At 59.3% G+C, this 19,894-nt stretch carries 19 protein-coding genes and 1 tRNA gene; 16 read left to right on the top strand and 4 right to left on the bottom strand.

Annotation, left to right across the window (positions count from 1 at the left end):
- Positions 1 to 232: 232 nt before the first annotated feature.
- The 16 genes from H9K76_RS18455 to H9K76_RS18380 all read left to right on the top strand — a co-directional run bounded on the left by H9K76_RS18455 (position 233) and on the right by H9K76_RS18380 (position 15,185).
- Entirely contained in the window at positions 233 to 973 is a 741-nt protein-coding gene (locus H9K76_RS18455; protein WP_187596765.1) for a hypothetical protein, read from the top strand.
- Positions 970 to 1,536 carry a hypothetical protein gene (locus H9K76_RS18450; protein WP_187596764.1) on the top strand — a complete coding sequence of 189 codons (567 nt, stop codon included), beginning with the start codon at positions 970 to 972 and terminating at the stop codon, positions 1,534 to 1,536. The genes H9K76_RS18455 and H9K76_RS18450 overlap by 4 nt, the downstream gene beginning before the upstream one ends.
- 943 nt (positions 1,537 to 2,479) lie before the next feature.
- Positions 2,480 to 3,121, top strand: coding sequence for a phage tail protein (locus H9K76_RS18445; protein WP_187596763.1), 642 nt, complete (start codon positions 2,480 to 2,482; stop codon positions 3,119 to 3,121).
- Between the two features lie 124 nt (positions 3,122 to 3,245).
- Complete coding sequence (locus tag H9K76_RS18440) at positions 3,246 to 3,629, top strand: phage tail assembly chaperone (RefSeq protein ID WP_187596762.1); 384 nt, start codon at positions 3,246 to 3,248, stop codon at positions 3,627 to 3,629.
- A 47-nt stretch (positions 3,630 to 3,676) separates the two neighbouring features.
- On the top strand, positions 3,677 to 3,973 hold the full coding sequence (locus H9K76_RS18435; protein ID WP_187596761.1) for a DUF1799 domain-containing protein: 297 nt from the start codon (positions 3,677 to 3,679) through the stop codon (positions 3,971 to 3,973).
- A gap of 285 nt (positions 3,974 to 4,258) precedes the next feature.
- Positions 4,259 to 6,955 carry a phage tail length tape measure family protein gene (locus H9K76_RS18430; protein WP_187596760.1) on the top strand — a complete coding sequence of 899 codons (2,697 nt, stop codon included), beginning with the start codon at positions 4,259 to 4,261 and terminating at the stop codon, positions 6,953 to 6,955.
- A 106-nt stretch (positions 6,956 to 7,061) separates the two neighbouring features.
- Positions 7,062 to 7,748, top strand: a complete 687-nt coding sequence (locus tag H9K76_RS18425) for a hypothetical protein (protein WP_187596759.1) — start codon at positions 7,062 to 7,064, stop codon at positions 7,746 to 7,748.
- Positions 7,745 to 9,844, top strand: a complete 2,100-nt coding sequence (locus H9K76_RS18420) for a hypothetical protein (RefSeq protein WP_187596758.1) — start codon at positions 7,745 to 7,747, stop codon at positions 9,842 to 9,844. Before H9K76_RS18425 ends, H9K76_RS18420 begins: the two co-directional genes overlap by 4 nt.
- Entirely contained in the window at positions 9,841 to 10,758 is a 918-nt protein-coding gene (locus tag H9K76_RS18415; RefSeq protein WP_187596757.1) for a carbohydrate-binding protein, read from the top strand. Before H9K76_RS18420 ends, H9K76_RS18415 begins: the two co-directional genes overlap by 4 nt.
- The gene (locus H9K76_RS18410; RefSeq protein ID WP_187596756.1) at positions 10,755 to 12,029 is read left to right on the top strand and encodes a tail fiber domain-containing protein; all 1,275 of its coding nucleotides are present in this window, start codon (positions 10,755 to 10,757) and stop codon (positions 12,027 to 12,029) included. The genes H9K76_RS18415 and H9K76_RS18410 overlap by 4 nt, the downstream gene beginning before the upstream one ends.
- The gene (locus H9K76_RS18405; protein ID WP_187596755.1) at positions 12,026 to 12,370 is read left to right on the top strand and encodes a hypothetical protein; all 345 of its coding nucleotides are present in this window, start codon (positions 12,026 to 12,028) and stop codon (positions 12,368 to 12,370) included. Before H9K76_RS18410 ends, H9K76_RS18405 begins: the two co-directional genes overlap by 4 nt.
- Positions 12,367 to 13,194 (top strand): hypothetical protein, encoded by an 828-nt coding sequence (locus H9K76_RS18400; RefSeq protein ID WP_187596754.1) that lies wholly within the window; start codon positions 12,367 to 12,369, stop codon positions 13,192 to 13,194. Before H9K76_RS18405 ends, H9K76_RS18400 begins: the two co-directional genes overlap by 4 nt.
- Positions 13,195 to 13,252: 58 nt before the next feature.
- The gene (locus H9K76_RS18395; protein ID WP_187596753.1) at positions 13,253 to 13,909 is read left to right on the top strand and encodes a GDSL-type esterase/lipase family protein; all 657 of its coding nucleotides are present in this window, start codon (positions 13,253 to 13,255) and stop codon (positions 13,907 to 13,909) included.
- A gap of 54 nt (positions 13,910 to 13,963) precedes the next feature.
- Entirely contained in the window at positions 13,964 to 14,206 is a 243-nt protein-coding gene (locus tag H9K76_RS18390) for a holin (RefSeq protein WP_187596752.1), read from the top strand.
- On the top strand, positions 14,203 to 14,670 hold the full coding sequence (locus tag H9K76_RS18385) for a lysozyme (protein WP_187596751.1): 468 nt from the start codon (positions 14,203 to 14,205) through the stop codon (positions 14,668 to 14,670). Before H9K76_RS18390 ends, H9K76_RS18385 begins: the two co-directional genes overlap by 4 nt.
- Positions 14,667 to 15,185, top strand: coding sequence for a lysis system i-spanin subunit Rz (locus tag H9K76_RS18380; RefSeq protein ID WP_187596750.1), 519 nt, complete (start codon positions 14,667 to 14,669; stop codon positions 15,183 to 15,185). Before H9K76_RS18385 ends, H9K76_RS18380 begins: the two co-directional genes overlap by 4 nt.
- A gap of 142 nt (positions 15,186 to 15,327) precedes the next feature.
- Here H9K76_RS18380 and H9K76_RS18375 read toward each other — a convergent pair.
- The 4 genes from H9K76_RS18375 to fdhE all read right to left on the bottom strand — a co-directional run bounded on the left by H9K76_RS18375 (position 15,328) and on the right by fdhE (position 19,841).
- Positions 15,328 to 15,422: transfer RNA gene (locus H9K76_RS18375), tRNA-Sec, on the bottom strand.
- A 58-nt stretch (positions 15,423 to 15,480) separates the two neighbouring features.
- The gene (gene selB, locus H9K76_RS18370) at positions 15,481 to 17,397 is read right to left on the bottom strand and encodes a selenocysteine-specific translation elongation factor (RefSeq protein WP_187596749.1); all 1,917 of its coding nucleotides are present in this window, start codon (positions 17,395 to 17,397) and stop codon (positions 15,481 to 15,483) included.
- Positions 17,398 to 17,441: 44 nt separating this feature from the next.
- On the bottom strand, positions 17,442 to 18,887 hold the full coding sequence (selA, locus tag H9K76_RS18365; protein WP_425489620.1) for an L-seryl-tRNA(Sec) selenium transferase: 1,446 nt from the start codon (positions 18,885 to 18,887) through the stop codon (positions 17,442 to 17,444).
- Between the two features lie 24 nt (positions 18,888 to 18,911).
- A complete protein-coding gene (fdhE, locus tag H9K76_RS18360) occupies positions 18,912 to 19,841 on the bottom strand; it encodes a formate dehydrogenase accessory protein FdhE (protein ID WP_187596747.1) in 930 nt (309 codons plus the stop codon).
- Between the last annotated feature and the right edge of the window lie 53 nt (positions 19,842 to 19,894).

The following is a 19,894-nucleotide window of genomic DNA, read 5'->3' as shown; positions in this document are numbered from 1 at the left end:
GGGCAGCCGGACGCGCGGCCCGGTTTTCGTCGAGCCATTGCAATCGGATTCTCACGGCGCTCCGTAAGGCCGGTGAGTCTACTGCCGATGAACTGCAGCGTCTTACCGGGCTGACGGTGGTTCAAATTGACCGTCGATTGCCTGAACTCCTGCGAGACGGGAAAGTACGTGTGTGCCAGGCGCCGTCAGGGGGCGACATGCTGCGTGGCAAGTTCCGTGTTTGGGAGGCAGCTTGACGGCCAAGACCTTGCCGTGGTTGCGGCTCTATACGGAAATCATCGACGATGAGAAGCTGGGTCTGCTTGCATTTGAGGACCGCTGGCACTTCGTAGCCATCCTGTGTCTCAAAGGCAAAGGGGTGCTCGACAGTGAGCCTGATGCGGAGATGCTGCAGCGTAAGGTGGCGCTCAAGATGGGAGTCACTCTTCAGGAGTTGGAGAAGATTGTCGCGCGCCTGGCCCGTATGGGGCTGATCGATAGGGAAACCTGCCAGCCATGTGCCTGGGATACCCGCCAGATGCAAAGCGACTCAAGCACTGAGCGTGTGAAAGCCTATCGCGAACGTCTGAAACAGGCTCGAAACGTTTCGACAACGGTGCAAGATGCAGATACAGAGCTAGAAAAAGAAAGAGAAGAGAGAGAAGAGAAAAAAAAGCAATTTGCACGCACTTCAGCGCCTGCGTTCCAGCTTCCTGAGTGGATCAACCAAGCCCATTGGGATGCATGGCACTCCTGTCCAAAGCGGAAGAAGGCAACAAACGCGCAGAAGCAGATGGCCATTGACAAGTTGTCTGCCTGGAGGGCAGAAGGTGTGGACCATGCTGCAGCGCTGGAGAACGCTGCTATTGGCGGGTGGCAGGGGCTGTTCAAGCCTGACCCATCGGTGTCTGGATCGCGTTCAGTGCGCCGCTCTGCAACGGAGCACAAATATGCCGCTGCTGCGGCAGCAATATTTGACGGAGTCTTTGAATGAACAACGTTTCTATGCTGGTTGACGAGCCTGTGCGTTGTGGTCAAAAGCAATCCGAGTCGCGTGGCGAATCTGCCCTCATACGCAAGCTCTTTCTATTGCTGCACGGAAGCTATGGCAACCAGTTCGTATCGAAGTTTTCGACAGGAGAGAAGGACGCTAGCGGTAAGGATAAGGGGATTCGCGCCGCAATGATGGTGTGGGAGAGTGCGCTGTGCAAGTATGCGCCTGACGTTGTGGAAACGGCTGCCTGCCGGCTGCAGAAGGAGCATCCCGAGTTTCCCCCCAATCTTCCCCAGTTCGAAAAGCTGTGTGAGGCCGCGATGCCGCGTCATACCTATGTTGATGAACAGGGACATACCTCATTGGTAGCTTTTTCGGTTGAGCCGATAAGAGTGGATCTTGCCAGGCACAACGATGGAAAGGACTGGGCGCGAAGTCTTGTGGGGCGCGTGGAACAAGGCGACAAGAGCGTGCGACCAATCTGCCTGAAGTTTGCGCGCGAAGCACTAGGCATGGATAGGGTGCAGGTATGCATCGAAAAAATTTGGAAAGGAAGCCTATGAAAAGAGATCTTGAAATCATGGTGCCGTCGGATCTTCGTGAAGCCGAGGACATCCTTCGAAAGTATGGAGCATGGGCACAAGACCGTTGGCGCAGGCAACGGTGCGGCAGCGCTGAAGGACTCTACAAACATCCACCGATTCGCAGCGTAGACTGCGAGGTTCCTTTGGAGCCATTCATTCCCGACTGGTCCGCGATGCAAGTGCAACGTTGTCTTCAAGTCGTTCCAATGCAATTTCGCCGCGTGCTGTTTGCATACTATGTACCTCAACGAGAGCACCCGAACGCAGTCCGTCGAAAGATGGGAATGACCAACCGGGACTGGCATCAAGGGAGGATCTTTGGGTTGAAAAAATTTTGGATGATTTATTGCGCAAGGACTTGCAAATCTTCCGAAGGTGCGGCATAATTCCAATCACTAACCGCGAAATTGATTCGTGTGATCCGGTTGCCATGAGGCAGCCGGAGGCATGACAAGATGAAGTAAAGCCCGCAAGGTACAAGACTTGCGGGCTTTTTTGTTTTCATCCCGAAGCAAGCAAGGGCCGCGTATGCGAGGAATCACTACGCGGAGTCTCTTGCCGAAAGCTCAATCGGTGCTTGCAGAGCGAACAGCGTTCCCAGCCTTGTATGGCAGTCTGATGGGGACAATTCCAAGCTCGGATCAGATCAGCCCTGAGCTGAGTGCTCAGGGTTGTTGAAAGATGGGTGAGAGACGCAGCGCCATATCACCTCCGGATTGGTTGTGGCTCCTGGCGAACCTGCCATAAGCCAGACAGAACAACAACAGCGCTCACATATCGTTTGGCATGAGCTTCGGCATATCTTCTTTTCTATCTGGAGCAATCGCTCCCGACAACTGGCCTACTGGCCACTTCCCGCCCGCAAGGGTATTTCTCCACGCCCGCTGTCGCGGGCTTTTTTTTGTTTGTAGAAAGGCCCAACATGGCTATTCGACTCCCTGATGGCGCAACGATCGCTATCGCAACCGTTTACGGCACTGCAAAGGCCGTCAGCACCATCACCAACGCGGCACCAGGTGTGCTCACCAGTGCGGCTCACGGCCTGCAAAACGGTACATTCTTCGAGCTGAAGTCCGGCTGGCAGAAGATCTCCGAGCGCATCTGGAAGGCAGCGAATATCGCGGCCAACACCATCGAGGTTGCCGGCTCTGACACCACCGACACCAATCGCTTTCCAACCGGTGCCAGCCTGGGTTTGCTGCGCGAAATCATCACATGGGTGCCGATCCCCCAGGTTCTGAGCATCGAAACCCAGGGCGGCGAGCAACAGTTCTGGTCGGGCTCATTCCTGGAGGATGACTTTGACCGCCAGCTGCCCACCACCAGCAGCGCGCAGTCCATCACCCTGGGTATTGGCGACGATCCGACCCTGCCGGGCTATCAGGCCCTGAAGGCGGCAGGCGAGAAGCGCGAAGTCCGTGCGTTGCGTGTGAACCTGCCCGATGGTTCGGTGATTCTCTACAACGGCTACGTGTCGTTCAACGAAACGCCGACGCTGACCAAGGGACAGGTGATGCAGGTGAATGCAACCTTCTCCCTGCAGGGCCGTCCGGTCCGTTACTGACCGAATTCCTTCCGCGAAAGCGGTTGCCACAACCCGCCCGGGACAACACCGCGGCGGGTTTTTTCATACCCGCCCGAACGTATGCGGGACGGGTCTTTTTTCTCTACTCTGAAAGCAAAATACCATGGCAAAAATCATCCTCGGAAAGCGCCCGGAAACCTTTAAGCGCAAGGTCAAGTTCCCGATGCTGGACGGCTCGGAAGGCGTCATTACTTGTGACTTTGTGTATCGCACAAAGAAGGAGTTCGGTGAGCTGATCGACCTGATCACCAAGGACGCCAAAGCCGAAGAGCAAGGCGGCGATGTCGCTGATTCTCTGGGTTCGATCCTCTCCAAAACCATCGGAAAGAATGCCGAATATCTTCTGCAGATCCTCAAGGATTGGGACGTCGATGCGCCTCTCAATCAGGAGAGCGCAGAGCAGTTGTCCGATGAGCTTCCTGGCGCAACTGCCGCGATCATGGAGACATACCGCGTAGCGATCGCGGACGGCCGCCTGGGAAACTAAAGGAAGCTGCACGGGCACTGTACGAGCCGGAGGCATCGGACGCCGAGTTGGCTGCTTTCGGTTTCAGGCCATCGGATTATCAGGACGGCGGGGTCGAGGTGTGGCCGGAAAACGTACACGCCTTCAATATCTTCTACGCCATGCGCCATCAGTGGCGCGTGAGTGAAGGGGTGGCTTTCGGCCTCGATCACAACGTGCTGTTCACCCGGATCGATCGGCTGCGGCTTTCCGATGAGGATGCGGCCGAGCTCGAGGAAGACGTGATGACGATGGAGGCCGAAGCCCTGAGCGTCATGAACGACGAGCGAGAGAGACGAGCGAAGAATGCGGCCCGATCGCACTGACTTGGGCAGCACGCCTCTTTCATCTCCCAGAGGGATGATCTCCCTGTACCAGCGTCAGCATTGCCAACACAGCCGTAGCTGACGAATTGCCAGAACTGGCTCAATTGGACGATGACTGCAATTTCAATGAAGTCGAGTTTCAGGCGCAAATGGCGAACTTGTTTGTATAGCAGCTCGCATATCAACCCGCTCCGTCGGGTTCTTTTTTTTCAGGCTCGCGCTGGCGAGCCTTCTTGAAAGGCTTACGCACTACCGCGTGGGCCTTTTGCATTTGAGGTGGTCCACATGGCAGGTGAAGAAAGAAAAGTCGAATTGAAGATCGACGTGGACAGCGCTGAAGTACAGGCGGGTCTTGATCAGATCAATCGTGGCGCCAAGGATATGGCGCAGAACGTAGTGCGCGCCGGTGAGGTTGCCGCTGCCGGGATTTCAGCGGTGGGTGACGGTGCTGACGCTACCGCCAGGAAGGTTGAAGAGTCTCAGCGCAAGATCAGTGATTCGATCAAACGTACCAGTGATGTAGTGAGTGGGCAAGCAGTGGAAGGTATCGCAAAGCTCGATACTGAAATGACTAAGGGTGCTACAACCCTCAGCGCCTATGGAAAGACTGCGCAGCAAACCCAGGCGGCGCTGAGCGGTATGCCTATTCATTTGACAGATATCGTTACTTCCCTGCATGGGGGGAAGGCACCTCTTTCCGTGGTGTTGCAGCAGGTAATCCAGCTGAGTGATGCGTTTGGCGGAGTCATGCCTGGTATCAGGGCCCTGGGAGACGCTTTCGTCGGCTTGTTGTCGAATCGCGCAATGCTTGCAGTTCGTGCTATGAGCCTTTTGGTCACTGCATACAGCGAAGGCTCTAAGGAAGGACGTGCATACCAAGAAGCTTTGGTGTCCTCTGGCAACGCCGTGGGTGCGACTGTTGGCCAACTCAATGGCATGGCTGCCAGTATTGATCAGGTAGTTGGAACTCAAGGAAAGGCTGCTGAAACTCTCGCTTTGTTTGCGGGACAAGCTGTGGCGGGAGTTGGGAGTCTTGAGGCCTACGCTGCGGCAGCGATCTCATGGGAGCGTGCAACGGGACAGGCGGTTGGTGCTACGGCAAAGCAGTTCGCCAGTCTCAAGGAAGATCCTCTTAATGCTGTCCTAAGGCTCAATGATGGAATGAATTTTCTGACCGATGGAGTCTACGCACAGATAAAAGCGTTGGTAGATCAGGGGCAGTCTGCCGAAGCCACGAAAGTTGCGCAAGATGCTTTGGCTAGTGCGCTGCAGAGCCGTTCTACTGAGATGGTTGGAAACCTTGGTGTCGTCGAACGCGCGTGGAGAAGTGTGAAGGGTGTCGTGGAAGAGACCTGGGACACACTCAAAGGCATTGGCCGTGACATAGGCCCAGAAGGTCGGCTTGCCGCACAACAGCAAGCTGTCGACAATCTCGAAGCCCTTGAGGCGCGTGGAGGGACTGCGCCTGAAACACCGCAGTTCAAGGCACGTATCGCTGCTGCCCGGGAAGCACTTCTGCTCATGCAAAATGAGGTAGCGTTGAATCAGTTGAACGCGTCTTTCGAAGCCGAAAGAGCAACCCGGGTAAGTGCGCGAGCCGATGTGGAAAAGGATGCTGTCAAGTATCTAAGCGAGCAACAGAAGATACAGCAGCAAATTGCTGTAGAGACGGGAAAAATTCGTGCGGCGTATACAGGCCTCACCGACGATGAATCGCTTCAGAAAATGAATGCCGAAATCAAGGATCGTGAGACGGCGATTCGCGAAAGCCATTCAAAGAAAGGCTCTGCGGAAAATTCGGCAAGTGTTGGCGAGAGTGAGATTGCCCAAATCAAGAAGCGCACTGAAGCCCAGCGGGAGTATCTGAAGTTGCTTCAGGCATACGGACCGGAGGCCGATAAGCTCACTGAAGCTGAGAAGTTGGTCATTAAATTTAAGGGGGATTTGAAAGAGAGCATATCCGGGGTTACACGCTCTCGGAGAGAGGATGTTTTGGCGGTGGCCGAAGCGCAGGTTGCGGTAGAAAAGCAGGTGAAGGGTGAGAAAGAGCGCATCTCTGTACTCGAAAAATCCAAGGCAGCATATGCAGCGTTGATCGAAGACACCACTAAGTCGGCTCAGGCACTTAACCAGAATGCTGATGAAATTGCCCTGTCAAACGAGTTGTATGGGAAAGGCCGTACTGCTATCGAGCAGTATCGACTGTCTCTCATTCAAGCGAAGTTGGCTGAGGTGGAGGATGGAAGCGACAGCACTTATGACCCTGAATACGTTAAGGCACTTTACGCGAAACTGGATGCACAAACCCGCGTGGTTTCAGAGACGCGTGTCAACGAGTTCAAGCAGATCAATCAGCACGCAGATGAACTGCTGGCGAGTGCCAACGCCATGGCTACTGCGTACAAGGACGAGGCTGCACTGTCAGGACTCACTTCATTGGAGCGCGCAAAGATTGTTGCGATGCGCCAAGTCGAACTCAAGTATGCGAAGGAGCTTGAGCGTATTGACAAGATGGAGCCGGGTAAGGAGCGTGATGCGGCACGGGCCAAGGTCGAGCAGGCCCAGCAGATTGAAGGTGAGGCCGCGGTGTCGAAGGCGATCCAGGATGACTGGAGGAAGACAACCGATCAGATCAATCAGTCGCTGACCGATGCATTGATGCGTGGCTTTGAGTCGGGAGCTTCCTTCGGCAAGAGTCTGCGTGACGCCTTGAAGAGTCTGTTCAACACGTTGGTGCTGCGTCCGATCATCAGTGCCACCATGACACCGATCTCCGGCACCCTTGGTAGTCTTGTTCAGAATGGTGGCGTGGGAATTCAAGCGGCTAGTGGCGCAAGTGGCCTTCTCAACATGGGTGACAATTTGTCCTCGCTTTGGAGCATGCTCTCCAATGGATTGAATGCAGCCTCCATGGGGGCGGGATGTTGTCTGGGCTCGCTCGCGGGGCTTACTCCATGGGCTTTGAAGGCGCATCTGACCTGATTCGCTCATTCCAGTCCGGGGTGATGAGTACATCGTCCTGGTCGTCCGCCGCAGTGGCTGCCAAAGCGGGGGATCGCAACTTGCGGGTCTGATTGCCGGTTCACTTATGAACGGATTTGCCGGATATGGCCTTTCCAAGTTCCTGTCTGGAGGGTACTCCGCCGGAAGCTGGGTCAACACAGTGGCCGGTATTGCGTCGATGATCCCTGGTATTGGCCCCATCGCCGGTGTGATTGGTGCTGTCGTCAACCGTGCTTTCGGTCGCAAACTCAAGGACTCTGGAATTGAGGGTGAGTTCGGCGGTGAAACGGGGTTCGAGGGAAGGGAGTTTGAGTTCTACAAGGGGGGCTGGTTCCGTTCCGACAAGACCAAGTACAAGCCTCTCGAGGAAAAGACCCGGAAGGGTTTTGCCGACACCTTCATTGGCTACAAGGAATCGATCGAGGGAATGGGCGAGAGCCTGGGATTTGGGGCCGACCTTCTGGAGGGATTCACTTACAAGGTGAAGATCAGTTTGAAGGGGTTGTCTGAAGAAGATGCGGCCAAGAAGATCCAGGAGGAATTTGACAAACTTGGCAATGCCATGGCTGGTGTGGTGCTCACTACCGACGAATACGCCAAGGAGGAAGAAACTCGTTTACAGACGTTGACGCGCTTGTCTACCAGTCTGCAGACCGTCAATGAGTGGCTGAAAGTCACGGGCGATCAGCTGTTTACCGTAGGTCTTGCCGGGGCTGATATGGCCTCTCAATTGATCGACGCGTTCGGGGGAAGGATCAGTTTGCTTCGGTGACATCAGGTTACTACGACAAGTACTTCACAGACTCGCAGAAGATCGACAACGTCATGAAGCAGATGAGCACGGCGATGAAGGAGCTGGGTTTTGACTCGGTGCCTGCGAGCCGAAAGGCAATGATGGATCTCATCAATGCCCAAGACTTGACGACGGAGGAAGGCCGAAAGACCTATGCCGCGCTGATGGGCGTTGCCAACATCCTCGACACGGTTTACACGTCTGCGGAGCAGCTAAAGGCTCTCGAAAGTGATCTGGACATCCAGCTCCTTCGAGCAACTGGAAAGGAAGATCAGGCTGTCGCGCTCGAGCGCGAGAGGCAGATTAGAGAACTGGAGTCTTACGGCGATGATGTGAGTAAGACCATCATTGAGAAGCAAAAGGCAATTTGGGCTGCGCAGGATGCGGAAGCGCAGAAGGAGGCGGCACTCTCCTTGACGGGTCTCACTGTTGAATCGATGGTCTCCGGATTCCTTAACGAGGTGAATGAAGGGCGTGGCGCGCAGGCCGGTGAGTGGTTGGCTGAGACGATATCGGCCGGCTTCGAGCAGGCAATTTACGGCCAGGCGCTCACCGTAATCATGAACTCGATCATCGATGGCGTCATCACTCCGGTGATTACCGCCGCGATGACAGGATCCGCTGTATCTGCCGCTGTGTCTGGTGCAGCGATTGATGCGATGGTGAGGAACGCGACGGCCGCAGCTGATGCTCTCTCGTTGCTATTGAACGATCCGGCATTTCGGAAGGCGATGGAGGAAGTCATCGGGACTGTGCGCGACTTGGGGAATTCCGTTGGTGCGAAGATCCCGAGAATGACTTCAACCGCTGCAGCATCGGCGGCGAAGGCGACAGAGGCGGCGAAAAAAGCGCAGGATGAGGCGTTCAACTTCGCCATGCGTACGCTGGAGCAATCCACGTCGCGGCAGCTGAAGTCGCTGGAGACACAGAAGTCAGCGTTGGCCGAACAGCGTTCGCTTGCTGAGGAGTCTCTGAGTCTCATCACCGGGATCTTTGATCTGGTACATGAGAGCGCACGGGACCTCTACGGCGACGTGGCGGGGGCGCAGGAAATGCAGGCCTCACAAGGGCGTGCATTCATCACGCAAGCACTTTCGGCTGCGAAGCTCACGGGCTACCTGCCGGACAAGGACCAACTCAGCGAGGCGATCAGCGCGGCCAGGCAAGGCCTCGACAACGGCTCCTACATGACGCAGTTCGACCGAGATTTCGACACACTGAAGCTCGTGGGCGAACTTTCGGCATTGGAAGAGCTGAGCGGAAAGCAGAAGACCATTCAGGAGCAGCAGCTTGATTCGCTCGATCAGCAGATTTCGGCAATCGACAAGCAAACCGAGTTCCTGCAGGAACAGCTGGCCAACATCAAGGACCTTGTGTCCATCACCAAGGGCGAGTATGACGCCACCATGTCGGTGGACCAGGCGGTGCGCGAGGTGATGAGGCTCATGCCGGGGTTGCGCGATTCTGGCGGGGGTGCTGGAGGAGCCAGCGGTGGTGGCTCACCGATCGGTGGAGGCACCGGGTCTTCAGGCCCAGCGACTCCGCCACGAGAGTACAAGCGGGAAGTGGTGACGCCGACCGGATCGTTCTGGCAAACCGTGACTGGTGCAGACGCTGAATACCTGGCGAAGGTAGACAAGTGGCTGGACAAGTGGCGGGGATCTGGTGACGTGAAGGGGATGCTGCTCGAAGGCAAGGACCGTGGCTATCGAATGATCGACATCTCGTCGGTCATGGGCTGGAGCTTTCGCGATCTGGTGGCCGCTGGAAAGAACCTGGGGATTCCTCAGTTCGCCAAGGGCACCAACTACGTGACGCAAGACACGTTGGCTGTGGTCCATCAGGGCGAGCGCATCATGTCGAAGGGCGATAACAGAGCGCTGTTCACAGTGCTCGAGAACGGTCAGGAAAGCGACAAGACGGCACGCCTGGAGGCTTTGGTCGAAAGGTTGATCGATCGCGTCGAAGTGATCGGTGGTGAGCTTGTGCGTCAAGAACTGAGGGTCGCGAAGGTGCTGGAGCAATTCAATACCGACGGCATGCCATCTCAAAGGAAAGAGGAAGCCATAGCATGAGCGTTTCCGCACTACGTGTAGTGCGGCCCGTGCTCATCACCCCCGAAATGCTGGTCAGTACCAGCGTTCCTGAAGCCGACTACGGCGAATGGAGCGCTGGCGCCAGCTATTCCGCGGGCGATCGGGTCATCGTGGCTGCAAAGCACAAAATTTACCAAAGCGCCATCGACGCCAACATGGGCAACAACCCGGCCGTTGCGTCGAAAGAGCCTAAATGGCTGGAAGTCGGTGCAACGAACCGCTGGAAAGCCTTCGACAAGTCTGTGTCGAGTCAGACGATGCAGGCTTCGAGCATCAGCTACCGGTTGAAAGTTGGCCAAGCTGTTACCTCGCTCGGCGTACTGAACATTCGAGGCGCTACGGCGCTTCGGGTTCGGATGATTGATCCGAGCTTTGGAACGGTCTATGACAGAACGATCAACCTCGCAAGCATTCCTGTGTCGGCCGGTTGGTACGAGTGGTTTCTCGGCGAACGGCGCACACCTACGCAGGCACTACTTACCGATCTGCCGAGCTACCCCAATGCGGATGTCCTCATCGATGTCACTGGCACGGTGGAGCTTGCGGTTGGGGTGATCCTGCTCGGACAAATGAAGCAATTCACCATGGGCGTACTGCGAGGTGCGCGTGTGGGAATACAGGACTACAGCCGCAAGGAGCGCAACGAGTTCGGCGACGTGATGGTCGTTGAACGTGCTTTCGCGAGGCGGGCGAACTTCTCGATGCTGATGGTGAGCGGCGAGGTCGATGCTTTCAACGACTTCCTTGCCGAAGTCCGGGCGCTGCCCTGCCTTTGGATCGGTTCCCGCAAGTACGAATCCACGACGGTCTACGGGTTCTACAAGTCCTTTGACATCGTCCTCAACTACGCGGAATACGCGGATACAGAAATCGAATTGGAGGGTCTTACATGACCGATATTGTCAAGCCGACAGACATTGATGCTCTGCCACCGGAGCCGTTGCCGACCGATCCGCCGGCGGAGTTCAACACCAAGGCGTTCAACCTGGTGGCTGCGCTGAAGAATCTGGTGAACCAGACGAACACGGCAACTGCGAACGTCTGGAACAACTCCAAGGCGGCGCACGAGCGCGCGGTCACTGCCGGCGCATCTGCATCGGATGCTGCCGGCAGCTCCGGACTGGCATCGAGCCGGGCTGTCGAGGCAGCGGCGAGCGCGGAGCAAGCGAGCGGCTACGCATCCACAGCGGCTACGGCGGCGGGCAATGCTAATGCATCATGGTCGCAGATGCAGAAGCTGTATCTGGGTATCAAAAGCACGCCACCGACAACTGATAACCAAGGCCAACCGTTACAGGATGGTGCTTGGTACACGAATGAGACCAACGATTTCTGGTACTGGTGGAAGGGCGGCGCTTGGAAGATCGGCGTTGGTGATCTGAGTTCTGTTGACTACACAACCCAGGTGGTCAATAAGCCTCAGACACTCGCGGCCGTGGGCATCGCGGACATGACTGCTGCGCGCAATGAGCTCAGTGCTCCCTCGAAAACTGGTGGTGGTGCAAGTGGGACGTGGCCTATCAGCATTTCAGGGAATGCAGCGACGGCAACCAGCGCAACGACGGCAGGCAGCGCGACCACTGCAAACGGTGCGAGTGCAGGGTGGACTAGCGCCGCAGTCAATGCGAATACCAGTTCTGATGGCAATACAGCTATGACGGTCCGCAACAACAGCGGTTCAGGTGACACAGGACTGGCAGCCTTTGCACTGCTTTGCCAAGGCGCGTATGGCATCAAAGTGAAACTCCGCGCCGATGGCTATTTCGGCATCGGTGGGTGGAGTCGAACGGCCTGGAGTTGGTATAGCGACCCATCCGGAAACATGACGGCATCGGGCAACGTGACCGCGTACTCCGATCCACGCCTGAAGGATGATGTGACGACCATCGAGGATGCGCTCGCCATCATCGAAAGGCTGGATGGCGTGCGCTTCACATGGAACAACAAGACGAAACTGATCGGTCGCCCCGGCAAGCGCGATATTGGGTTGCTGGCCGACCAGGTTGAGGACGTGCTCCCCGAGCTGGTAAGCCTATCAATCCCTGATGCTGATAACGACGGCGAGCAATGGCGCACGGTGGCCTACGACAAATTGGGCCCTGTGCTCGTTCAAGCCGTGAAACAACTGAGCGCACGCGTAAAACAACTGGAGTCCGAGCAATGACCAAGACTTACCTTCCAATCACTGAACCCGGTACTGTTCGCCAGCGCGTCATGCGTGTTGAGATGAACTACAAGTTCGATTCTGTGCCTTACATCGTGTGGCTTGAGGAGGAACAGATCATGCTCGCGGATGGCTCCTACAAATACGCGCCCGCCGGCTTCATGAGTACCCAGGCCAACTCCGACAGCCTGGCGGAAATGTTCCCCATCATCAATCCCGACACCGGGCAGGAGCTGCGGCAGATGTCAGGACGGGAGCTTTTGGTGGCGATTCAGAGCTACTATATTTTCAAGGCGACACAGCGTGATGCCGAGGCCGCCACAGGAGCACTGACACCATGACATTGCCAAGCGCCGGACCGCTTTCGATTAGAGATATTGCAACCGAATCGGGTAGGGCAAATAACCTGGGTGCGTTCTATAGCGCCTTTCCCGGTATTCCTGCATCTGGCTCGATCTCGATTTCGCAGTTTTATGGAAAGTCTGCAACGTTCACTCTTAACATTGTTGCTGCAGTCGCGAGCCCTAACATCCGCCAACTGGCGATGAACGCCGGGTGGGATCAGTCGGCAAAACTGATCGTCAACGTGAATGCAGACATCAACACGTTGCGGCTGGATGCGGGATTGTCATTTCCCCAAGGGGTCAGGCTCAATATCTCTGCTGGCGTTCGCGTTGGTGGAGTCCGCAATGGCGGCACCGCGTTGTTCACACGCGTGCCTGTCGAAATCAACAACCTCGGCACGATATCTGGCGGCGGTGGTGCTGGCGGAGCAGGTGAATCGGTGTATTTTGAGCAGGCGGGGCAAGGCTCTTCGTCTCGTGTGTGGTGTGGCGGCGGCACAGGTGGCGATGGCACCGGATATGTCAACACGGCGTCGCTGGCCGTCACAAGTAGTTCAGGAGCTGTAGCGACAACCTACTCCTACACGGGTGACGTGGTGGGGGGCACTCAGGCGTGGGGGCGCGGTGGAACTGGAGGCAATGGAGGTGGTTGGGGCGCAAACGGTTCATATGGGCAATCCAATACAGCGTTCGGAGGAGGCTATGCGAACGCTGGGACGTGGGTTGTGGCCCAAGCTGGTCGCACGGCTGGCGCATACGTGGATGGCAACAGCTTTGTGACCTGGTTGACGCCGGGCGTCCGCATGGGCACTGTGGCTTGACACTCAGCACATTACCTTCAACCCGCTTCGGCGGGTTTTCTTTTAAGGGAGAACAGAAATGAACATCAAAGAAATAATCTGCAAATTCTTGCGCAAGTTCTGCGTGCGCTGTTGTCCACTCACAGTAGAGCTGGATGGGGACAGCATCCTGTTTGGCGTGCTGCTGGAGCGCAGTCCCGCCATGGTCATGAAGAAATTGCGTCCCAATTGGACGCTGACGGATCGCAATGCATGTGGCCTGAAGTTGGCGGACTTCATGGTGGGTTACCAGGAGCCGTTCCCTGGTGCGCCGGAATACATGTATCCGGCAGGCCCACAGCCTGCGTTCAAGGATGCACCTCACAACTCGCAAATCATTGTGCTGGGCCTGGGGCTCAATGACTCCAATGGGTTGCTTGCGCCAGGTGACTATCGACAGCACTTGTTGGAAGCACTGAAGGTCATTCGCGATGCGGGTGCAGTGCCTGTGTTTACCGGAATCGTGCCCTTTCCAAGCGGCTATTACGATCCCGCGATGGACGCGAATCTCATTGAGTTCACGAAAGTCATGCGCGACGTGGCACAAGAGCAAGATGTGGTGTATGCAGGCTGGGACGAGGAATATCAAGGTGAAGGTGACCTGCAGCCTGATCACATCCATCGGACCCAGGATGCTTCGGACCGGCTGGCCTTGCGACTCATTGCGGCAATCGATGAGGCAGCAAAACGCGTATAGGTTGCCCCTCTCTATCCAAACCCGCTTCGGCGGGTTTTCTTATTGGAAATACATATGAGCAGCACGACTGAAAGCGTTGGCATTGTCGCGGGAAAGACGGCTGCCTATGGAGGTGGCGCAACGGCGTTTGTCAGTGGCCTCACATTGTCCGAGGTCGGTGTGATCGTCGGTATCGTTGTTGCGGTGCTGGGGCTGTTGCTGGGGCAGTTCTGGAGCTGGCGACGCGACCGGCGCGAGCAGCGCGAAATGGATGTGCGGCTGAGCCATGACATTGGGACGGGGTGGGACAAGCTATGAGTGATCGAGCCAGGCTCATCGCCAAGATCGGGGCTACTGCGGCAGCCCTTGTCATTCCTGTGGTGGCGTACTACGAAGGCAAGGTCAATCGAACCTACGTAGACCCGGTTGGAGTGCTCACATCGTGCTATGGCCACACTGGGTCGGAACTGAAGTCGGGGCAGACATTCACTGATGAGCAATGTCTGGCGCAGCTTGAGGCCGACCTGGTCAAGCACGCAGTGGCATTGGACTGCGTTCGGCATTCGCTGAGCGATGGTCAAAAGGCCGCATTCCTGTCCTTTGCCTTCAACGTGGGCAATGGGGCGTTTTGCAACTCCACACTTGTCCGCAAGGCGAATGCGGGTGATATGTCGGGTGCATGTGCCGAGCTGTCCCGCTGGACAGTAGCGGGCGGTAAAGAACTGCCCGGACTGGTCAAGCGGCGGGCGACAGAGCGCGCGTTGTGCGAGAGGGACTTATGACTGCGCAAATCAAGATCCTCGCCTCTCTGGTCATCCTCGCATTGGGCGCGGCAGCCGGGTGGGTCGTCAACGGTTGGCGCGCGGAGGCCCGCATTGCCTCACTGAGGGTGGATCACGCCCAGGTGCTGGCCGACATAGCCACCAAGACCGCAAGCACCATGCAGGCGGTCCAAAGAGCAGGAGCAGCAGCCAATGCAGCCATCCAGGCAGCCGACGAAAAATCAACGAAGGGAATTTCAGATGCAAAAGCTGAAACCGACCGCCTGCGCGCTTGTGTCGCTGCTGGCACTTGCGGGGTGCGCATCGTCACCCGATACGTGCGTGAACCCGGTAGTGGCGGGGCCGCAAATCCAGGCACCAGCGGCGTGGTCCATGCAGCCATCGAACTCGACCGAGAAACTGCAAGCCGTTTTCTCGATCTCCGGGAGTCCGTTGAGTTCGACGCAGAGAAGCTCGGCTACCTCCAGCGATACGCTGAAGCCTGCTTCGCGGCTCGGCTTCAGGTTGCGGAGTGAATGAGTACGAAAGTACTTATTTTTTGAAAAATGATGCTTTTGGGTAGCTCTATTGCAGAGGTTCAAGAAGCTACATGTGTTCCCTGAGCGCTCCGTGCATTTCTGCCGGTCACCCTCAGCGACAGATTTACTAGCCAAAAATTGGCGGAAAGGAGCAGGAGTCGAACCTACCGACCGCGCATGGCGCAATCCACCGGGTTTGAAGCCCGGGCGCCCCACCAGGGACGCTTCCCTTCCTCACGCGGAGACCGACCGGCGAATGGTCCATCTCCGGCATTCGAATTGTTCTTTCCTCTCACTCGAACAGTGACGTGCCCGGCCTGAGCAGGTGCTGGTCCTTGACCCGGCGGGTGAAACCCACGCGGTCGAAGAACTCCAGCAACTGAATGGCGCGCTTGCGGCCGAGGCCCGTGGCGTCGCGGAAGGCGGCGGCTTGCAGGCCTGCGTCGGCCGCTTCGCAGGTGCGCGCGATGATGGCAAGACGCTCGATTGTATTCAGTGGATAGAACAAGTCCTTCACCACCTGGAATACCTGACCGCGCCGTGCCAGGCTGGCCAGGGTCTGGCGCACCATGGCCTCGGGGATCTGGGTGTCGGTTGCCAGCGTGCGAACCCATGGTGGATCGAACGCTCCCTGGTCGAGTCGCGGCAGTAGTTGCTGGGCCATCTGCTCTTCCGCGGCATTCATGCGCACGGCGTGCTCGGGCAGGTGCAGCCAGTGGCCGCTGCGGGCGATGGAGCCTTCGGCGGTCAGCTGCGCGATGAGGTACTGCCACAGCGCGTCGTCTGCACGCGGTGCGGCCAGGCGCTTGAGGCGCTTGATGTCCGGACCGATCTCGTCGGGCGATGCCTGATGGAAATGGTGCAGGCGCTCCAGCACGCGCCCCTTGAGTGCCGCGATGGCGACGGGCGCGATGGCCATCTGGTCGTTGGCAAAGCGCAGGGTGTCTGCTGGGAGAGGCAGAGCGTCCGGGCCTTGCAGCGCCTCGGCGCGTGCGGTGCGAGTCAGGTCGAGGCCCAGCGCGGCATGTGCGAGCAGGCCTTCCAGGCGGTTGGCGGCGGCCGTTTCGGCCTGGGCCTGCAGGACTGCCAAGCGCTCGGGCGTGCTGCGGTAGCGCTGGGGTGCAAACGGATCGAGCACCCGTATGCCGGCAAGGGTGCGCGTGGCGGATGCGTCACGCAGCACGCCTCGGTCGCCGTGCCATGCGGCGACGCTGGCATGAAGAACCAATTGGGCCAGAGCCGTCTCTCCGGCTTCGAGCGCGGTCCTGTCGAGCAGCACGATACTGCCCGTGATGTCGCTGGTGCCCAGGTGCACATGCACCGGGGTTCCGGAGCGCAGTGCGCGTGCTTCATCGGGCCAGAGCGTGCACTGCACGTCGATTCGGGACGCATGGAGCGCGATGCTCCTGGCGCTGATCCATTCGCCTCGGCGGACCTCATCCTTGGCGACGCCGGCGAGCGCCAGGGCGCAGCGCTGGCCCTGGGTGGCCGACTCGGCCTGCCGGTTCAGGGCGTGGATGCCGCGCACGCGAACCTGCCTGCCGCTGGGGCTGAGCGTGAGTTCATCGCCCAGGTACACCGTGCCGCTGGTCACGCTGCCGGTGACCACGGTGCCCACACCGGCGAGCGTGAAGCTGCGGTCCACGGCGAGGCGGAACGCATGCACATCGCTGCCCCTTGGCAGGGCAAGGTCGTGCGGGCGTGCCTGCGCCAGGAGATGTTCGCGCAGCGCGTCGATGCCCGCGCCCTGGGTGGCAGACACTTCAAACACCGGCGACCCTGCCAGCTCCGTGGGGGCCAGCAGCGCGGCGATTTCGGCGCGCACCTGTGCGAGCCGCTGCACGCGGGTCGCCGCGTCGAGCCGGTCGATCTTGGTGATGGCCACGGTGGCGCGGCTCACGCCCAGCAGGGACACCACGGCAAAGTGCTCGCGCGTCTGCGGCATCACGCCATCGTCCGCTGCAACGACGAGCAGCGCATGCGCGATGCCGGTGGCGCCCGCGAGCATGGTGTGCAGCAGCTTCTCGTGGCCCGGCACGTCCACGAAGCCGAGCGTCGTGCCGTCGTCCGTGTGCAGGTAGGCGTAGCCAAGCTCGATCGAGATGCCGCGCCGCTTTTCCTCGGGCAGGCGATCGGTCTCCACGCCGGTGAGGGCGCGCACCAGGGATGTTTTGCCGTGGTCGATATGACCTGCTGTGCCGATGATCATGCGCTGTGCGTTACGGAGGGAGGGGCGGTGGAAGGATGCGGTGTTCAGCTCTGCTGCGACATGGCATCGGCCAGTGCACCGAGCTGCTGCGTGAAGAGGGCTTCGTCGCGTGATTCGAGGCCGCGCAGGTCGAGCCACAGGGCGTCGCTCGCGATGCGGCCGATGACCGGGCGTGGTAGGCCGCGCAGCGCGGCCTCGAGCCTGCCCAAGGCGCGGCCGGCGCGCTTGACGTTCAGCGGGCGGAGGGCGAGGCCGTAGCTCGGCAGCGTGTCCACGGGCAGCGCGCCGCTACCGATCTGGCTGAGCATGGGTTCGGCGCGCACCTCGTACGCGCTGCCCACTGCGGCCTGTACGGCGGCCTGCAGCATCTGTGCCTGGGCCTTCATCTGCGCCTGCGGACGCGTGAAGAGGCGCAGCGTGGTGAGGCGCTCGGCCAGGTGCTCGGGCGAGAGGTAGAGCTGCAGCACGGGCTCCAGCGCCGCGAGCGTGAGCTTGCCCACGCGCAGCGCGCGCTTGAGAGGATTCTTCTTGATCTTCGCGATCAGGTCCCTGTTGCCGACAATGAGGCCGGCCTGCGGGCCGCCCAGCAGCTTGTCGCCACTGAAGGTGACCAGGTCGGCGCCCGCGGCGATGGTCTCGCGCACCGTGGCCTCGTGGGGCAAGCCGTATTGCGCCAGATCGACGAGCGTGCCGCTGCCCAGGTCGACGGCCAGCGGCAGCCCCCTGGCGTGCGCGATCGCGGCCACCTCGGATTCCGGCACGCTCTTGGTGAAGCCCTTGACCTCGTAGTTGCTGCAGTGCACCTTCATGAGCAGCGCCGTGCGGTCGGTGATGGCGTCGGCGTAGTCCTTGGCATGCGTGCGGTTGGTGGTGCCCACCTCGACCAGCCTGGCGCCCGCGCGGCTCATGATGTCGGGGATGCGGAATGCGCCGCCGATCTCGACCAGCTCGCCGCGCGAGACGATCACTTCCTTGCGGGCTGCCAACGCATTGAGCGTGAGCAGCACGGCAGCGGCATTGTTGTTCACCACGGTGGCCGCCTCCGCCCCGGTGAGCTCGCGCAGCAGTTCGTTGACGAGATCGTCGCGATCTCCGCGTCCGCCGGTGGCCAGGTCGAACTCCAGGTTGGCGGGCGTGGTGAGGGCCTGCACCACCGCCTGTACGGCGGCGTCGGGCAGCAGCGCGCGCCCCAGGTTGGTGTGCAGCACCGTGCCCGTGAGGTTGAATACCGCCTTCAGGCGCGGAGCGAACTGTGCAGCAAGCCGTGCGGCTACCCGTTCTGCAATGGCCTGTGGTGCAAGGTCCTCGGGAGCCGCGCCGCCGGCAAGTGCGGCGGGGCGCAGTTCCTCGATCACGCTGCGCACACCGGCCGTGCACGCGGACGCACCATATTCGGCGACCAGGGCCTTGAGCGACGCAGTCCCCAGCACGCGATCCACGGAGGGCAACCGCGCGGCTGCGGATGCGGCAGGGGGGACAACAGATTCCATGGTCATCGTGCGTGGTCTCGGTGGTCAGTGGGCCTCGCCGCCCGCCATGGGCAGCAGCGGATTGGTGCTGGCGCGCGCGAAGTCGGTCTCGCTCATCAGCAGGTCGAGCATGAGCGTGGCGAGGTCGTCGGCCACCGGTTCAGCGAACGGATCCTTTTCCTGGTTCGTGATCTTGCGGTAGGTATGGCACACGTCGCAGGTCTCGGCCAGCACGGTGTCGTCAGCCCCGTCCACCTTCTGGTATTTCACGCCCTTGGTGCTCTCGCAATGGCTGCACTTCACGCGCACCATGTGCCATTCGGTACAGCATGCGCCGCAGTGCAGGTAGCGCAGGCCCGCGTCGCGCCCGCCGATGCGGAGCACGCTGGCAACGGGTGCCGTTCCGCACACGGGGCAGACCGTGGCGGGGTCGGTGTAGGGAATGTCGCTCTCCTGCAGCTTGCCTGCGCGGTCGGCCAGGACGACCTGCAATGCCGCCATGACGATGGGGGCGGCGGCAAGGTCGGCGCTCTCGGTGAGCAGGCCGACGAGCACGCGGCGTGCGAGCGTGTCGCGGTCTTCCCTGTCCATGGTGGCGAGTGCCGCGAGGGTGGGGGCGAGCGGTTCGGGGATGCCGCTGGCGGCCTGCAGGTCTGCCACGATCTGGTCGAGCACGGCATGCCATGCTGGATCGACATGGCTGGCTGCGGGCAGCAGCGGCATCGAGTGCTCCTGTGCCTGCGCGATCTGCGCTGCGTCGGGCGCGGTTGTCTGCACGCTGGCGGCGGCCTTCTGCTGGGCGCGGACAATCTGTGCGACAAAGCGCAGGTAGTCGGCGATGGGGTTGCCATCGGCCTTCTGTTCGAGACGCGCGGCGCGCTCGGCAAAGATCTGCGCGGGCTGCGGCAGGCGCACGCGCTGGGGATTGGTTCGGTCCAGGGCTTCGATGTCGCCCGGTTGAAGAATGCGTTGCACGAGTTTGTGCTCCCTAAAAAGAAACTGCCGCCGACTTGCCTGAAGCAATCGGC

This window comes from Diaphorobacter ruginosibacter (assembly GCF_014395975.1).
Lineage (GTDB): Bacteria > Pseudomonadota > Gammaproteobacteria > Burkholderiales > Burkholderiaceae_C > Diaphorobacter_A > Diaphorobacter_A ruginosibacter.
This window is presented reverse-complemented; position numbering and strand designations above follow the sequence as displayed.

Excerpts from the sequence above, each read along its gene's own strand:
- H9K76_RS18450 (WP_187596764.1), top strand. The coding sequence starts at position 970 with ATGAACAACGTTTCTATGCTGGTTGACGAGCCTGTGCGTTGTGGTCAA.
- H9K76_RS18445 (WP_187596763.1), top strand. The coding sequence starts at position 2,480 with ATGGCTATTCGACTCCCTGATGGCGCAACGATCGCTATCGCAACCGTT.
- H9K76_RS18440 (WP_187596762.1), top strand. The coding sequence starts at position 3,246 with ATGGCAAAAATCATCCTCGGAAAGCGCCCGGAAACCTTTAAGCGCAAG.
- H9K76_RS18430 (WP_187596760.1), top strand. The coding sequence starts at position 4,259 with ATGGCAGGTGAAGAAAGAAAAGTCGAATTGAAGATCGACGTGGACAGC.
- H9K76_RS18425 (WP_187596759.1), top strand. The coding sequence starts at position 7,062 with ATGAACGGATTTGCCGGATATGGCCTTTCCAAGTTCCTGTCTGGAGGG.
- H9K76_RS18415 (WP_187596757.1), top strand. The coding sequence starts at position 9,841 with ATGAGCGTTTCCGCACTACGTGTAGTGCGGCCCGTGCTCATCACCCCC.
- H9K76_RS18410 (WP_187596756.1), top strand. The coding sequence starts at position 10,755 with ATGACCGATATTGTCAAGCCGACAGACATTGATGCTCTGCCACCGGAG.
- H9K76_RS18405 (WP_187596755.1), top strand. The coding sequence starts at position 12,026 with ATGACCAAGACTTACCTTCCAATCACTGAACCCGGTACTGTTCGCCAG.
- H9K76_RS18400 (WP_187596754.1), top strand. The coding sequence starts at position 12,367 with ATGACATTGCCAAGCGCCGGACCGCTTTCGATTAGAGATATTGCAACC.
- H9K76_RS18395 (WP_187596753.1), top strand. The coding sequence starts at position 13,253 with ATGAACATCAAAGAAATAATCTGCAAATTCTTGCGCAAGTTCTGCGTG.
- H9K76_RS18390 (WP_187596752.1), top strand. The coding sequence starts at position 13,964 with ATGAGCAGCACGACTGAAAGCGTTGGCATTGTCGCGGGAAAGACGGCT.
- H9K76_RS18385 (WP_187596751.1), top strand. The coding sequence starts at position 14,203 with ATGAGTGATCGAGCCAGGCTCATCGCCAAGATCGGGGCTACTGCGGCA.
- H9K76_RS18380 (WP_187596750.1), top strand. The coding sequence starts at position 14,667 with ATGACTGCGCAAATCAAGATCCTCGCCTCTCTGGTCATCCTCGCATTG.
- selB (WP_187596749.1), bottom strand. The coding sequence starts at position 17,397 with ATGATCATCGGCACAGCAGGTCATATCGACCACGGCAAAACATCCCTG.
- selA (WP_425489620.1), bottom strand. The coding sequence starts at position 18,887 with ATGGAATCTGTTGTCCCCCCTGCCGCATCCGCAGCCGCGCGGTTGCCC.